The organism is Streptomyces sp. NBC_00557 (assembly GCF_036345995.1).
Classification (GTDB): domain Bacteria; phylum Actinomycetota; class Actinomycetes; order Streptomycetales; family Streptomycetaceae; genus Streptomyces.
The window spans coordinates 8,303,877-8,317,761 of the sequence record NZ_CP107796.1 but is presented as its reverse complement, the minus strand read 5'-3'; the positions used below and the strand labels follow the sequence as shown (position 1 = coordinate 8,317,761).

General features: G+C 72.6%; 14 protein-coding genes. 4 read left to right on the top strand and 10 right to left on the bottom strand.

The genetic code is table 11. From position 1 onward, the window contains the following. The first annotated feature begins 24 nt into the window (after nt 1-24). The 4 genes from OG956_RS37065 (at nt 25) to OG956_RS37050 (ending at nt 3,892) form a co-directional block, all read left to right on the top strand. Nucleotides 25-912 carry a helix-turn-helix transcriptional regulator gene (locus OG956_RS37065; RefSeq protein ID WP_330342397.1) on the top strand — a complete coding sequence of 296 codons (888 nt, stop codon included), beginning with the start codon at nt 25-27 and terminating at the stop codon, nt 910-912. A 139-nt stretch (nt 913-1,051) separates the two neighbouring features. After that, entirely contained in the window at nt 1,052-1,771 is a 720-nt protein-coding gene (locus OG956_RS37060; protein WP_330342396.1) for a GNAT family N-acetyltransferase, read from the top strand. A gap of 180 nt (nt 1,772-1,951) precedes the next feature. Continuing rightward, nucleotides 1,952-2,800 (top strand): inositol monophosphatase family protein, encoded by an 849-nt coding sequence (locus OG956_RS37055; protein ID WP_330342395.1) that lies wholly within the window; start codon nt 1,952-1,954, stop codon nt 2,798-2,800. Between the two features lie 378 nt (nt 2,801-3,178). Further along, a complete protein-coding gene (locus OG956_RS37050) occupies nt 3,179-3,892 on the top strand; it encodes a PH domain-containing protein (protein ID WP_330342394.1) in 714 nt (237 codons plus the stop codon). Between the two features lie 265 nt (nt 3,893-4,157). Here OG956_RS37050 and OG956_RS37045 read toward each other — a convergent pair whose 3' ends face one another. The 10 genes from OG956_RS37045 to mftB all read right to left on the bottom strand — a co-directional run bounded on the left by OG956_RS37045 (nt 4,158) and on the right by mftB (nt 13,877). Then, nucleotides 4,158-4,328, bottom strand: coding sequence for a hypothetical protein (locus OG956_RS37045; protein WP_330342393.1), 171 nt, complete (start codon nt 4,326-4,328; stop codon nt 4,158-4,160). Nucleotides 4,329-4,660: 332 nt separating this feature from the next. Then, nucleotides 4,661-5,224, bottom strand: a complete 564-nt coding sequence (locus OG956_RS37040) for an adenylate kinase (protein ID WP_330342392.1) — start codon at nt 5,222-5,224, stop codon at nt 4,661-4,663. A gap of 108 nt (nt 5,225-5,332) precedes the next feature. Then, nucleotides 5,333-6,007: an SDR family NAD(P)-dependent oxidoreductase gene (locus OG956_RS37035; protein ID WP_330342391.1), complete on the bottom strand. Its 675-nt coding sequence runs from the start codon at nt 6,005-6,007 to the stop codon at nt 5,333-5,335. Between the two features lie 26 nt (nt 6,008-6,033). Next, nucleotides 6,034-7,980: an acetate--CoA ligase gene (gene acs / locus OG956_RS37030; protein ID WP_330342390.1), complete on the bottom strand. Its 1,947-nt coding sequence runs from the start codon at nt 7,978-7,980 to the stop codon at nt 6,034-6,036. A 104-nt stretch (nt 7,981-8,084) separates the two neighbouring features. Further along, a complete protein-coding gene (gene mftF, locus OG956_RS37025) occupies nt 8,085-9,581 on the bottom strand; it encodes a mycofactocin biosynthesis glycosyltransferase MftF (RefSeq protein WP_330342389.1) in 1,497 nt (498 codons plus the stop codon). After that, complete coding sequence (locus OG956_RS37020; RefSeq protein WP_330342388.1) at nt 9,578-10,363, bottom strand: mycofactocin-coupled SDR family oxidoreductase; 786 nt, start codon at nt 10,361-10,363, stop codon at nt 9,578-9,580. Before OG956_RS37020 ends, mftF begins: the two co-directional genes overlap by 4 nt. Continuing rightward, the gene (mftE, locus tag OG956_RS37015) at nt 10,360-11,175 is read right to left on the bottom strand and encodes a mycofactocin biosynthesis peptidyl-dipeptidase MftE (RefSeq protein ID WP_330342387.1); all 816 of its coding nucleotides are present in this window, start codon (nt 11,173-11,175) and stop codon (nt 10,360-10,362) included. The genes OG956_RS37020 and mftE overlap by 4 nt, the downstream gene beginning before the upstream one ends. Before the next feature lies 1 nt (nt 11,176). Further along, complete coding sequence (gene mftD / locus OG956_RS37010) at nt 11,177-12,349, bottom strand: pre-mycofactocin synthase MftD (RefSeq protein WP_330342386.1); 1,173 nt, start codon at nt 12,347-12,349, stop codon at nt 11,177-11,179. Next, the gene (mftC, locus tag OG956_RS37005; RefSeq protein ID WP_330342385.1) at nt 12,346-13,587 is read right to left on the bottom strand and encodes a mycofactocin radical SAM maturase; all 1,242 of its coding nucleotides are present in this window, start codon (nt 13,585-13,587) and stop codon (nt 12,346-12,348) included. The genes mftD and mftC overlap by 4 nt, the downstream gene beginning before the upstream one ends. Further along, complete coding sequence (gene mftB / locus OG956_RS37000; protein ID WP_330342384.1) at nt 13,587-13,877, bottom strand: mycofactocin biosynthesis chaperone MftB; 291 nt, start codon at nt 13,875-13,877, stop codon at nt 13,587-13,589. Before mftB ends, mftC begins: the two co-directional genes overlap by 1 nt. Between the last annotated feature and the right edge of the window lie 8 nt (nt 13,878-13,885).

Below are 13,885 nucleotides of genomic sequence, written 5' to 3'. Positions count from 1 at the left end.
GCCGGCGGGCGCGACCATGGACTCATGCAGCGGAACGAAGGCCTCGGCGACTTCCTGCGCGCCCGGCGTGCGGCGATGGATCCCCGGCGGCTCGGCATCCACGACCCCACGCCCCGCCGGGTGCCCGGGCTGCGCAGGGAGGAACTGGCCGCGTTGGCGGGCGTCAGCGTGGACTACTACACACGCCTGGAACAAGGCAGGCCCATTTCCCCCTCGGAAGCCGTTCTCGACGCCCTGGCGAACGCTCTGCAGCTCGACCCGGCGGAACGCAGCTACCTGCACGCGGTGGCCCGTCAGCCGGGCGGGGGCCGCCGGCGCGCATCCCGCGCGGTGCAGAAGGTGCGCCCCGGCGTGCACGCGCTGCTCGCCCGCCTCGGCGACACTCCCGCCTTCGTGCTGGGACGGCGCACCAGCATCCTGGCCGCCAACCGCATGGCCGGTGCCCTGCTCGCCGACTTCGACGCGATGCCCGCCCGCGACCGCAACGTCGTCCGCTGGGTGGTCCTCGACGAGGCCGCCCGGTCGCTCTTCGGGGAGGGCTGGGAAAAGATCGCCTCCGAGTTCGTGGGCGTGCTGCGCATGGATGCCGCCCGCTACCCCGACGACGCGGCCACCGCCGAGCTCGTGGGCGAACTGTCCATGAAGTGCGAACACTTCCGCCGCTGGTGGGCCGGACAGAAGGTCGTCGTCCACAGTTACGGCACGAAGACCCTCCACCACCCGATCGTCGGCGACCTCACCCTGCGCACCGAAGTGCTGGCCTTCCCCGGCGATGCCGACCAGAGTCAGTACACCTTCCTCGCCGACCCCTGTTCACCGTCCGACGAGGCTATGACGGTGCTGTCCGCCTGGGCCGCCGAACAGGCCCACTCCCACCCGCCGAAGGCGGCACCGGCCACGCCCCGCCGGTGAAGCAGCATCGCTGGTGCCACCAGGAGCCACGTCCCTGTCGCGTCGGCGGCGTCCTCCCCTGCGCGCCGCCGCGAAACGCCGCGCCGCTGCATCAGGAGACTGCACAACGATTTGCCAGTGATCGATGAGAAGGACTGAAATGGATCACACTCATCCCGAGGGCCGGCAGGCCGACACCGAACACGTCCTGGACAACCCGGTCTACGCGTCGCTGTCCAGCCCGCACCACGCCCACCTGGCCCGCGGACGCGGACGCGTCCTGCGCTACCTGGACGACGTAGCGCCCTTCCTGGGTTTGCCGGATCACCCGACGGAGCAGGACTGGGCCGATGCCGCACAGATCCTGGGCTCCGGCACCGCCGTCCACGTCCACCCTGCGGAACCGGCGCCCCCCGCCTGGAACGTCATCGACCGGTTCGACCTCGTGCAGATGACCGCGTCCGCAGTTGTGGAGGGTGCTGCCGACCCGCGGGCGATACGCCTCGAAGCCGCAGACGTTCCCGAGATGCTGGATCTCACGCGTCGCACCGCGCCCGGCCCCTTCCTCCGCCGGACCATCGAACTAGGCACGTATTTCGGCATTCGCCAGGGCCGTACGCTGATCGCCATGGCCGGCGAGCGCATGCGTGCTCCGGGCTGGGTGGAGATCAGCGCCGTCTGCACCGCACCCGAGCATCAGGGCAAGGGCCTTGGCAGCAGTCTCATGAGAACCCTGATCGGTCACATCACCGCACGCGGAGACAATGCCTTCCTGCACGTTGCCGCAACCAACACCAGCGCCGTCCGACTCTACAAGGCTCTCGGTTTCACCATCCGGCGTGAGCTCCCCCTCACCGTGCTGCGGCCTCCAACCCTCTGAGCAGCGTCGCATCGGTGAGCCGTGCAGCAAACCGGAGCTGACCGCATTGCGGCGCGTGCGGCAGACCGCGCGACACGCCGGGCGCAGTCGGCACCACGGCACGGCTCAGAAGTGGCTCCACAACGTAGGAAGTTGGTCTGGGCCCACCTGGCGGCCAGTGAGCCGTGAAAGGCTCGACGGATGGATTACGCGTTCGATGCCCCTCCCGTCGACCGGGAGCTTCTGGACTTCGCAGTCCGCCTGGCCCACCGCGCCGGGCAGATGTCGGCGCAAGGCTTCTTCAGCGATGACTGGCACAGCCGCCTCAAGGAGGACGGCACCGAGGTCACCGAGATCGACGTGGCGGTTGAAGAGCTGATCAGGGAGGAGCTGAGCCGGCGGATGCCGGACGACGGGATCTTCGGAGAGGAGGGCGGTGCAACCAGCGGGTTATCAGGACGGCGATGGATCATCGACCCCGTCAACGGCACGAAGTACTTCACCCACCGAGTGCCGCTGTTCTCGAACGATCTCGCCTACGAGGACGAGTACGGACCCGCAATCGGTGTGATCAACATGCCCCTGAGCCAGCAGATGATCGTGGCGGGCCGTGGTCTGGGCTGCTGGGTGCTGCCGGGTCCGCACCCGGACCTGCAATCGGGCCGCCGCGCCCAGGTCACGGAACGGACCGGCCTCGGCGGGGCAAGGACGCTGATGCACAACCCGGCCGGTTGGCCGGAGGAACTCCTTTGCGCTCTCCACCGCCGGGTCCTCCTGGTGCCCTCGACCGGCATGATCGTAGCCCTGGTGACGGGCCGAGCCGATGCCGGCGTCATCGCCGGTCCGCCGATGGGCTACGAGGACATCGCTCCGATGCCGGTCATCGTCACAGAGGCGGGCGGCCGGGTGACCGACCTGGACGGCGCGTCCGTGCTGGAAGGCGACATGTCGGTGCTGGTCACCAACGGTCGACTGCACGAGAAGTTCCTGCAGTTGGTGAACGGCCTTCCGCACAGCCGCGACTATCGGGCCCTCGATGATGGTGAATAGCGCGCCGGGCAACGCCGCAGCACAGGCCGGAGAGGCTCGTACATACGCCGACAGGCAAGTCCGCGACGTGCCCACATTGGAGTGAATGCGCTGCTCCGTCCGTCGTCATGGCCGTCCGGGGCGCGACCGTCCACGGCATCCGGGTCCGCTTCGGCCAGTGGCGGCCGGCGACTCCGCCGGCGCCAGGGCCTCACCACTGAGACGCCCGAAGCGTCGAGCGGTGTCCCAAGCGCAGGCCCGCCAGCCCGGGCAGCGGACTCCCCGGCACACCGCCTGTGGAGGCTCCTCGCCAGGCCGCCCCCCTGGTGACCTCCCCGGACACGAGGTCTAGCCTCTCCTCGTTCGCGCACCGTCCGGTGCGCCGGGGAGGGGACCTCCATGGACGAGGACGGCTCGGCACGGGTGTACCGCAGAGAACGCAGACGGCCCCGACGCGCCGCGCTGCTCTCCTTCGTCCTCATGGGCAACGCCGTGTTGCAGACCATCCGCACCCGCCACGACGTACCGCTGTGGTGGGCGCCCGTCGCACTGGCGCTCCTCGTCGCGGTCGGCGTCTGGGGCGCCCTGGCGGAGTGGCGGGCGCACACCGTGGTGACGGCCGCGGGAGTCACCCGGCAGGGTCCCCTGCGGGCGCGCACCTGGGCCTGGCCGGCCGTCTACGACCTGCGCGTCGAGCCCTCCGGCAGCCACGCCCTGAGCACGCAGCCCGGGTGGCCGGCCTACCTGTACGACACCGAGGGCCGCCGCTTCCTGCTGCCGCAGATCAACGAGTGGCAGCTCGACGACCCCTACGCCGAGGTCGCCGCTCTGCGCTCGCAGGCCCGGTGGTATGGCATGCCCGGCGAGCAGCGGCCCGGGGTCGAGGCCCGGATCCTGTGGCGGGCCGGGCAGCGCCGGGGATGGCAGTGGGCGAGCGTCGCGGCGGTGGTGGTGTTCGTCCTCATGCTCGCCGTCGCCCTCGCCGAGGACGTCTCCGGGACACCGGCGAACCTCCCCCTGCTCCTCCTGGCCGTGCCGCTCGCCTCCTTCGGCGTGCTCGGGGTCCTGCTCGGCCGGTACTGCGCCGCCCGCGCCCTGCGGCTGCCGCGCTGAAGCCCCTGGCGGGCACGGGGTTGTGGTGGCGGCGTGCAGGCCGTCCCGCCGTCCCGTGCAAGCCGTCGTCCCGCCGGAGGAGGCGAGTGCGTGGGAGGTGCGACGGTCATTGCCTGGGCGCGGTGGATGGTGGAGGCGTACCCGGGCTCGCCGTGGGCGGCGAGATGGGTGGCGGGCAGCTCGATGCGGCCGCGGTGCTGGGTGTGGCGGGCCACCACGTCCACTCCGGACAGCATCTTGGTGCCGGTCCAGGTGGCGCCGTTCTTCACGCAGTCCGGCCGCCGCGCACGAGCATGCGGCGTCGGTTGAGGCGGGTGCGGATTGTGTCGCCGATGTGGGCGAGCTGCCCGCCGCGCAGGCTCGTGCTGCGGCGGGTGTCGGCGATGCCCGCGGCGATGTGCCAGGTCTGGGCGCGCAGATTGAGCGCGGTCACCATGGGTGCAGGAGCCGGCGCCGGTGGAGTGATGGATCACTGCGGAGTGCAGCCGCGACAGGTCGGTCCACAAGCGGTACAGATGGGGCTTGTCCGGCCGCGAGCGCTGTCCCTGCGGCGTGCGCGGGGTATCGCCGCCCAGGGCTGTGGGGTTGTTGGGGGTTGGGGAATCATCTCCGCGTCCAGTTCGACCCAGGCTGGTCGCATACCCCCGCTCCGGCTCCGTCTGTTTCGCTCCTTGGGCCGGCAGTAGGGCGTTCACCAGCCTTGGCTATCGCTCGCGGGGCAGCACGCTTGAACCATTCCGGACGCGCCCGGCTTGTGGCCGAGGTCGCTTATCCGGCCCGTCGTTCCGCGTCCGACAGGGCCGCCAGGGCCCGCGCCGTGACGTCTTCGACCGGGCCGACGGCGTCGACCGTCAAAAGGATGGCCGAGTAGTGGGCGAGCAGGGGTGCGGTCTGGTGTTGGTACACCCGCTGCCTGTGCCGGATGACGTCTTCGGTGTCGTCCGGCCGGCCGCGGCCCAACAGCCGGGCCACGACGGCTTCTTCCGGAGCGGTGAACTCCAGCACCGCATCCAGTGTGGAGCCCGCGGCGCCCAGTATGGCGGCGAGTTCCCGCGCCTGCGGCAGCGTACGCGGGAACCCGTCGAGGAGGAAGCCGTGCCGGGCGTCCGGGTGCGCGAGCCGCTCCCGGACCATTCCCCCGGTGACGTGGTCGGGGACGAGTTCACCGGTGTCGAGGTAACGCTGCGCGTCCCGTCCGAGCGGGGTGCGGCGCGCCACATGTTCCCGGAACAGGTCACCGGTGGAGATGTGGGGGACGCCGAGCCGCTCGCTGAGCACGGCCGCCTGGGTGCCTTTGCCCACTCCAGGAGGGCCGATGAGGACGAGTCGCATCAGTGCTGCACACCTTTCGGGTGAGATCGGGCCAGTTCAGAAGCAGGTTCGTAAATCGGTTCACGTCGATGCCCGGCCGGTCGTCCCCCGTGCCTGCGCACGTCGCGCTCACCAGGCCCGGGAAGGACAGACGGGATCCCCGCTGAGCACGAGCACCGGCCCGTGTGTGGAGTCCGTCCGGCGGCTCAGGAGTTCGCACACCACCTCGGCCGCACCCGCCTGGTACGCACCGGCGTCCAGTGACGGGCCGGGGACGAGGGCGTGGACGTCGACCCGGGGCGCCAGTTCGGCGGCCAGCCACTCGGTCAGCTCGGTCAGGCCGGCCAGGGCGGCGTCCTGCGGCCCGCCTCGTGCCCTGGCCGCGACCAGGTTGACCACCGATCCGCCGTGCGCGGCCATCCACCGCCAGTAGGCACGCTGGACACAGGCCAGCGGGGTCACGAAGGCACTGTGCAGGACGTCGCGCAGGGCCAGCGGATCCATCTCCATCAGCGGGCCGGGAGGGGACGGGGTCGCGACCAGGTTCACCAAGTGGTCGAGGCGGCCGAGACGGTCGACGACCGTGTCGACGGCGCGACCGAGCGCCGCCGGATCACCGGGTGCGCAGGGCAGCACCAGAAGGGGCGCTCCCGGTGGCGCCGCCCGGTGGCCGTCCTCGGCCTCGGCGCCCGCGAGCACCACGTGCGCGCCGCGCTCCGCGAGGCCGGCCACCACGGCGGCGGCGAGGTCGCCCGCACCGGTGACGAGCACGACCCGACCGGTCGAGGTGCTTGCGCGTCCCATGTCCGTCTCCCTTCACACAGCGTCGGTCACCCGGCCTGCGGGGACCTGTCGGCCAGGCCTGCGTTGATCAGGTCCATGACCGAGGCGTCGGCGAGTGTGGTGACATCGCCGACTTCGCGGTTCTCCGCGACGTCCCGCAGCAGTCGGCGCATGATCTTCCCGGAGCGGGTCTTGGGCAGCTCGGGGACGACCATGATCTGCCGGGGCTTGGCGATGGGGCCGATCTCCTGGGCCACGTGCTCGCGCAGCGCACCGGTGACGTCCCCCGCGGACCAGGCCGTGCCGCCGCGGAGGATGACGAAGGCGACGATGGCCTGGCCCGTCGTCGCGTCCGAGGCTCCGACCACGGCGGCCTCGGCCACCGCGGGGTGCGACACGAGTGCCGACTCGACCTCGGCGGTGGAGATCCGGTGCCCGGAGACGTTCATGACGTCGTCGACCCGGCCGAGCAGCCAGATGTCGCCGTCCTCGTCATAGCGGGCGCCGTCCCCGGCGAAGTAGTAGCCCTGTGCGGCGAAGCGGGACCAGTACGTCTCCCGGTAGCGGTCGTCGTCGCCCCAGACGCCGCGCAGCATGGACGGCCAGGGCTGGTCGAGCACCAGGTAGCCGCTCTCGCCCTTGCCGACCTGCCTGCCCTGGTCGTCGACGACCTTGGCGGAGATCCCCGGCAGCGGCGTCTGCGCCGAGCCGGGTTTGGCGGCCGGCCCGCCGGGCAGCGGCGCGATCATGATGGTGCCGGTCTCGGTCTGCCACCAGGTGTCGACGACCGGCGCCCGGTCGCCGCCGATGTGCTTGCGGTACCAGCGCCACGCCTCGGGGTTGATGGGTTCGCCGACGCTGCCGAGCACGCCGATCGACGACAGGTCGTAGCGGGCCGGGACGTCCTCTCCCCATTTCATGAACGTGCGGATGAGGGTGGGGGCGGTGTAGTAGACGGTGACGCCGTACTTCTCGATGATCTCGAAGTGGCGTCCCTCGTGCGGAGTGTTGGGCGTTCCCTCGTACATCACCGACGTCGTGCGGTTGGCGAGGGGCCCGTAGACGATGTACGAGTGCCCGGTGATCCAGCCGATGTCGGCCGTGCACCAGTAGACGTCGGCGTCGGGATCGAGGCTGAAGACCGTGCCGTGGGTGTAGGCGGCCTGCGTGAGATAGCCGCCCGAGGTGTGCAGGATGCCCTTCGGCCTACCGGTCGTGCCCGAGGTGTAGAGGATGAACAACGGGTGCTCGGCGTCGAAGTCCTCGGGGATGTGCTGATCGGGCTGGGCGTCCACCACCTCGTGCCACCACAGGTCCCGGCCGTCGGTCCAGGGCACGTCGATGCCGGTGCGGCGGACCACCAGGACGTGCTCGACGCAGGGCGTATTCCGGGTGGCTTCGTCGGTGTTGGCCTTCATCGGCTCGGCCCTGCCCCGGCGGAACTGGCCGTCCGAGGTGATCAGCAGCCGTGCCTCGGCGTCCTCGATACGGGACTGGAGCGCGGCCGGGGAGAACCCGCCGAACACGACGCTGTGCGGCAGCCCGAGTCGCGCGCAGGCCAGCATGGCGAAGACGGCCTCGGGGATCATCGGCAGCTGGATGGCGACCCGGTCCCCGGCCCGAAGGCCGAGGGAGAGCAGAGCGTTGGCCGCCTTGCACACCTCGCGCCTGAGGTCGGCATAGGTGATCGTGCGCGTGTCACCCGGCTCACCCTCCCAGTGGAAGGCGACCTGGTCGCCGTGGCCGGCCTCGACGTGCCGGTCCACGCAGTTGTACGCCACGTTCAGCCGGCCTCCGGTGAACCAGCGGGCGAACGGAGCGTCCGACCAGTCGAGCACCGTGTTCCACTCGGTGCCCCAGTGCAACCGCTCTGCCTGCCGCGCCCAGAACGCCAGACGGTCGTCACCGGCCTGCCCGGGCTGTCCGGGCACCGCTTCGCCCGCTGCGGTGGGCGGGCTGTCGGGGCGGACGCGGTGGTCGGAGCGCGGAGACATGTGGGTCCTCCAAGGTGCCGGGACGATTCCAGGGGGCGAGTGCGGCCACGGTGGCCGGACAGGGTTGGCGTGAGGTTGGCGCCGACTGGTGCGGCGGCGTACGGCTACGGCCGCGCCGCGGTCCAGCGGCTCACCATGCGCAGCGCGAGACGGGGCTTCAGCGGTGCCGCGGTCCTGCGGCGTACGGCGCCCTGCCAGACGCCCCAGCCGTAGGCCAGGTCGTCCAGGCGACGGAGCGTCGTGTGGGCGAGCGGGGAGAGCGGGCTGCCCGAGCGGTGGTGGTCCAGCAGCCCCTCGGCCACGGCTGCGACGACCAGGGCGTACCGGGCGCGGCGGTCGACGGCGGCCGCGGCGGCGGCGAGCGGCCAGTGGTGCCGGGTGGCGCAGCGCAGCAGTTGCTCGGCGGTGCCGCGCAGAGCGGCGAGCGAGAGCAGGGCGCCCGCGCGGGCCGGATGGTCGGCGTCGGGCATCCTGCGGGCCACGCGCACAGCGGTCGCTCCGGTCAGGGCCACGGCCAGTGCCGCCGGGGCCGGCCTGCTGCGCAGCAGAAGGGCGCAGGCGGCCAGCGACCAGGGGGCGGCGTACAGCGGCGGCACGCGGCCGGGGTGACGCAGTGCCAGGTCGGCGGCGCCCGTGCCGTATCCGGCCCGTTGAGCCAGCCAGCTGCGCAGGTCGGTGCGGTGCCGGTGGCCCACGCGGGCGGAGGGGACGTAGCGCAGCCGCCAGCCGGCCTCGTGCAGCCGCATGCACAGGTCGACGTCCTCGCCGACGCGCATGGCCTCGTCGAAGCCGGGGCCGACGGCCTCACGCCGGACCACGATGGTCGCGCTCGGCACGTAGGAGAGCGCGGACACGGGCACGACCGGTCCTTCTGCCGCGCCCATGTCCAGCGGCGAGCGGATCTCCTCGTACCGGTCCAGCAGCCCGGGAACGGACACGGGCAGTGCGGTCACCCGTGGCGCGGCGAGCGCCAGGGCGGGGTCGGCGAACTGCGCCAGCAGGGCGGCGAGCCATCCGGGTTCCGGCACGACGTCGGAGTCGCAGAACGCCACGTAGCGGGTACGGGCGTGACGCAGCCCGGTGTTGCGGGCCGCCGCCGGGCCCCGGTTGCTCGGGTGGGACAGCAGCCGTGCGCCGTGCCGGCCGGCCACGGCGGACACGGCGGCGGGGTCGTCGGAGCCGTCGTCCACGACCAGCACCGGCAGGTCCGTGGTCTCCGGATCGGCGCGCAGGGCGCTCAGCAGCCGGTCGAGCTGGTCGGCGCGGTCCCGGACGGGGATGACGACGGTGGTGTCGCCGACGGGTGCCGGGGCGAGGCGCGGATGCGCGAGGCCGGCGTCCAGGAGCCGCCGGGCGAGCGCGGCGCTCGCCGGGTCGGTCACGGTGAACCGGCCCTCACCGAGCCGGCGGACGGCCGCGGCGGTCACTCTGACCAGCCGCAGTGGTGAACCGCCGACCATGAGCCGGCCGTCCCTCGACCGGTGCGTCCCGGCGGCGAGTTCGACCGTGAACCCGTCGGGCAGGGTGACGTGCGCGGGGGCGGCGAGCCGGCTGCCCGGCGCGGATGCCGCGAACGTCCCGGGGAGCCGTTCGAGTGTCATGCGGTGAAACCTCCGTCCGCGTGCAGTACGGAACCGGTGACGGCCAAGGAGTCGGCGGAGCAGGCCCAGGTGACCACGGCGGCCACCTCCTCGGGTTCCAGAGGGCGTCCGGTGAGCTGCTGTTCGGCGAGCTTGTCGACCTCCGGCAGCTCGTAGAGGTCGGCCGTGGCCCGCAGCATGTCCGTGCGCGTCGAGCCCGGTGACACCGCGACCGCGTTCACGCCGGTGTCCCGCAGGTCGCAGGCCAGGCCGCGGACCAGGCCGACCACGGCGTGCTTGGCGGCGCAGTAGGCGCCGAGTCCCCACAGCCCGCGATGCGCGGCGGCCGAGGCGAGTGCGACGAACCGCCCGGTGCGGGGCCGCGGCCGGCGCAGCAGAGCGGGTACGGCCGCGCGGGCGAGGTGGGCGACGCCCATGACGTCCACGTCGAGCAGCGTGCGCCACTGCGTGTCGGTCTGTTCCCACACCGGGCCGCCGCCGAGCATGACGGCCGCCGCGGCCACGGCGGCGTCGAGACCGCCGAACTCGCGCTCGGCCGTCTCGACGGCGGTGTGCAGCGCGGCCTCGTCGCGGACGTCGGCGCGCATCGTGCGGACCAGCGGGAACTCGCGGTCCAGGGCGTCGAGTTGCGCGGGCCCGGCCAGGGGGTAGGGCACGTCGGGGTCGTCGGCGCAGCGGTCCACGGCGACCACCGCCCAGCCGCCGCGGGCCAGCGCGGCCACGGTCGCCGCCCCGATGCCCCGGGCGGCGCCGGTGACCACGGCGACCCTGGGGCCGGTCATCGCCCGGCTCCCGCGGGCACGGGGACGGGCCGCTGTTCGGGCGAGCCGAGCCGGCCCCGCCCCGAGACCCGCCAGGCCCGGATGTCGGCGGCGAGGCGGTCCGCCATACGGTCGAGGAGCCGTTCGCCCTCGCTCGCGCGGGCCCCGGAGGGGTCGCCCAGGACTCCGGACGGGCTGACTCCTCGGACGGATTCGGTGACGAGCCGGTCCATCAGCAGGTGGACGGGGTCGGTGGGTCCGGCGACGGCCCGCTCCTCGCGGACGGCCGAACGCCGCAGCCGCAGCATCATCGAGGTCTCGGTACGGCCCGCGTGGGCGTCGGAGCCCGGCGGCAGACAGGGCCACCAGGCGACGTCCCGGCTCTCGCCGCGCAGCCCGGTCACCGCGTCGGCCAGGCTCACCAGGTTGCCGCCGTGACCGTTCACCACGAGCAGTCGGCCCGCCCAGCGCAGCATCGAGCGGCCGATCTCCGTGACGAGCAGGCGCAGCGCGTCGTGGCCGAGGGACACCGTGCCGGGGAACCCCTCGTGCTCGCCGCTGGCCCCGTACGACTGAGCCGGCGCCACCAGTACGTCCGCCTCGCCCTGCAGCAGGCCGGCGGCCCGCCCGGCGACCGCCGCGGCCACGGCGGTGTCGGTGTCCAGCGGGAGGTGCGGGCCGTGCTGTTCGCAGGAGCCGAGGGGCAGCAGCACGAGGGGGCCGCGGTCGGTGAGGTCCGGCCAGGCGAGGTCGGCGAGCCGGGTCCCCGGCCCGGCCGTCGCCGACGTTCCCGGTGCCGTGGCCGCCGCGGCCGGGGCGGGCTCGGCCGGCATCTCAGGCCCCGCCCAGGGTGCGGGTGAACCCGGGCGGGATCACCACATCGTCCCGGGTCAGCTCGTGAACGGAGGAGCGGCCGAGGCCCAGCAGGGCGGAGTCGATGCCGCCGCGCAGGATGTCCAGGACGTTCTCCACACCGCTCTGCCCTCCCGCGGCCAGACCCCACAGGTAGGCGCGGCCGATCATCACGGCCCTCGCGCCGAGCGCCAGCGCCTTGACCACGTCGCTGCCCCGGCGGATTCCGCTGTCCAGCAGGACCTCGATCTGGTGGCCGACCGCGTCCGCGACGGCCGGGAGGGCGCGGATCGGGGCCGGGGTGCTGTCGAGGTTGTTCCCACCGTGGTTGGACACCGAGATCGCGGTGACTCCCGCGTCGACCGCGCGCAACGCGTCGTCCACCCTGCAGATGCCCTTCAGCAGGAACGGCCCGTCCCACTGCTCGCGCAGCCAGCGGACGTCCTCCCACGAGGGCGGCGGGGTCTGCATCCACTCGCCGTACGCGCCGAAGAACGTGGGCGCGCCCCGGCCCGGATCGGCGAGGTTCGGCGTGGTCAGGTCGGGCAGGCTGCGCGACTTGAGGAAGTCCAGCAGCCAGCTCGGGCGCGTGAGCGCCTCCGGCGCGAACCGCGCCATGGCCTTCAGGTCCAGCCGCTCGGGAATCTTCGGACTGCCCCAGTCACGGCCGTGCGAGAAGGACCAGTCGAGAGTGACGATCAGTGCCTTCGCGCCTGCTTCGTAGGCGTGCTGGATGCGGCGCAGCATCGCGTCCTTCGAGCCCATCCAGTACATCTGGAAGAACGTCTGCGGGTTGGCGGCCACCACGTCTGCCAGCGGCTTGCTCGCGAAGGAACTGAGGCCCATCGCCGTGCCGCGGGCCGCGGCGGCGCGGGCGACGGCCACCTCGCCGTCGGGGTGCACCGCCTGCACCCCGGTCGGGGAGATGATCACCGGCAGCGAGATCTGCTCGCCCAGGACCGTCGTCGACTGGTCCCGCTTGGCCGACAGCCCGGCGACGTGGGGCGCGAACCCGAGTTCCGCGAACGCCTTGGTGTTGTCGTCGTAGGACGTGCCCTTCTCGGAACCCGCGAGCAGTGCGCTGTAGACCGACTTCGGCAGCCGCTTGCCCGCCCTTCGCTGGGCCTCGGCGACCGTCTCGAACCACTTGCTCATGACGTTCCTTTCACGGTGTGTACGGCGAGGCCGGCGCCGGCCAGCGGGCTCTCGTCACAGAGGCGGTCGGGGCGGGCGGTGCGCACGGCGGGCATGCCCAGGGGCACGGTCCGGTGCGAGTGGTCGTTGCCCTGGCGTGGGAGCGCGTCCCGCGCCACCGCCGAGAGCGCGGCGGCGCCGTGGCCTTTGACGCACTCGGGGTCGGGGCCGTCGAGCGGCAGGCCGGTGAAGAACTTCGCGGCCATGCAGCCGCCCTGGCAGGTGTCGTACGCGGGGCAGCCGGAGCAGGCGCCCCCGGTGGAGGGCCGGCGCAGCTCGGCGAAGAGCGCCGACTCCCGCCAGACCCGGTCGAAGCCGCCCGGGGAGCGGACGTTGCCGGCCTTGAACGCGTCGTGGATGGCGAACGGGCAGGCGTACACGTCGCCGACCGGGTCGATCAGGCACACCACGCGTCCCGCGCCGCACAGGTTCAGCCCCGGGATGGGCTCCGAACCCAGCGCGTTGAGATGGAAGAAGGAGTCCCCGGTGAGCACCTTCTCGCCGTGCCCGAGCAGCCAGGAGTAGATGTCGTACTGCTGCTCGGCGGTGGGGTGCAGTTCGTCCCACACGTCCGCGCCCCGCCCGGAGGGCCTGAGCCGGGTGATGCGCAACTGTGCGCCGTAGCGGTCGGCGATGGCGGCGAAGTCGTCGAGCTGGGCGACGTTCTGGCGAGTCATCACCACGGAGATCTTGAAGTCCCGGAAACCGGCGTCGGCGAGGTTCTCCATGGCCCGGATCGCCATGTCGTACGAACCCCGGCCGCGCACCGCGTCGTTGACCTCGCGGGTGGCGCCGTCCAGGGAGATCTGGATGTCGACGTAGTCGGTCGCGGCCAGCCGCCGGGCCCGCTCGGGGGTCAGGCGCAGCCCGTTGGTGGAGAACTTCACGCCGACCTGGTGGGCGATCGCGTAGTCCAGCAGCTCCCAGAAGTCGGGGCGGACCGTGGGTTCGCCGCCGCCGACGTTGACGTAGAAGACCTGCATGCGCTGCAGCTCGTCGATCACGGACTTGATCTCGTCCGTGGACAGCTCCAGCGGGTCGCGTCGCCCGGACGAGGACAGGCAGTGCGCGCAGGACAGGTTGCACGCGTAGGTCCACTCCCAGGTCAGGCAGATCGGAGCGTGCAGACCGCCCTTGAACTGCTCGACGAGGGCCGGCACCCGCTCGGGGGTGTGCGGTGGATCGTGAAGGGTGGTCATCACCGAGCTCCGGTTCCACTGTGCTGGGGAATGATCATGTCGGCGGCGGCCAGGGAGGCCAGCGCGCGCAGGAAGGCACCCCGCCGGACGTCGGGCACGCCGGCGAGGGCGTCCCCGACGCTGGGGTGACGGTCGAGCCCCCGGACCAGTTCGACGAGTTCCGGTGCCTTGAGGAAGGACAGCCGGCGATTGCCGAAGTGGTAGGCGAGCGCCCCGAACGGCTCGGGGCGCAGCGCGACGGAAGGGTTCAGCCGGTAGGGGCGGGCCACGTCGAACGCCGGGGACGGCATGGCGGGCC

Bases quoted from the DNA above. Each gene is read 5' to 3' on its own strand.
- OG956_RS37065 (WP_330342397.1), top strand. From the start codon at position 25: ATGCAGCGGAACGAAGGCCTCGGCGACTTCCTGCGCGCCCGGCGTGCG.
- OG956_RS37060 (WP_330342396.1), top strand. From the start codon at position 1,052: ATGGATCACACTCATCCCGAGGGCCGGCAGGCCGACACCGAACACGTC.
- OG956_RS37055 (WP_330342395.1), top strand. From the start codon at position 1,952: ATGGATTACGCGTTCGATGCCCCTCCCGTCGACCGGGAGCTTCTGGAC.
- OG956_RS37050 (WP_330342394.1), top strand. From the start codon at position 3,179: ATGGACGAGGACGGCTCGGCACGGGTGTACCGCAGAGAACGCAGACGG.
- OG956_RS37045 (WP_330342393.1), bottom strand. From the start codon at position 4,328: ATGGTGACCGCGCTCAATCTGCGCGCCCAGACCTGGCACATCGCCGCG.
- OG956_RS37040 (WP_330342392.1), bottom strand. From the start codon at position 5,224: ATGCGACTCGTCCTCATCGGCCCTCCTGGAGTGGGCAAAGGCACCCAG.
- OG956_RS37035 (WP_330342391.1), bottom strand. From the start codon at position 6,007: ATGGGACGCGCAAGCACCTCGACCGGTCGGGTCGTGCTCGTCACCGGT.
- acs (WP_330342390.1), bottom strand. From the start codon at position 7,980: ATGTCTCCGCGCTCCGACCACCGCGTCCGCCCCGACAGCCCGCCCACC.
- mftF (WP_330342389.1), bottom strand. From the start codon at position 9,581: ATGACACTCGAACGGCTCCCCGGGACGTTCGCGGCATCCGCGCCGGGC.
- OG956_RS37020 (WP_330342388.1), bottom strand. From the start codon at position 10,363: ATGACCGGCCCCAGGGTCGCCGTGGTCACCGGCGCCGCCCGGGGCATC.
- mftE (WP_330342387.1), bottom strand. From the start codon at position 11,175: ATGCCGGCCGAGCCCGCCCCGGCCGCGGCGGCCACGGCACCGGGAACG.
- mftD (WP_330342386.1), bottom strand. From the start codon at position 12,349: ATGAGCAAGTGGTTCGAGACGGTCGCCGAGGCCCAGCGAAGGGCGGGC.
- mftC (WP_330342385.1), bottom strand. From the start codon at position 13,587: ATGACCACCCTTCACGATCCACCGCACACCCCCGAGCGGGTGCCGGCC.
- mftB (WP_330342384.1), bottom strand. From the start codon at position 13,877: ATGCCGTCCCCGGCGTTCGACGTGGCCCGCCCCTACCGGCTGAACCCT.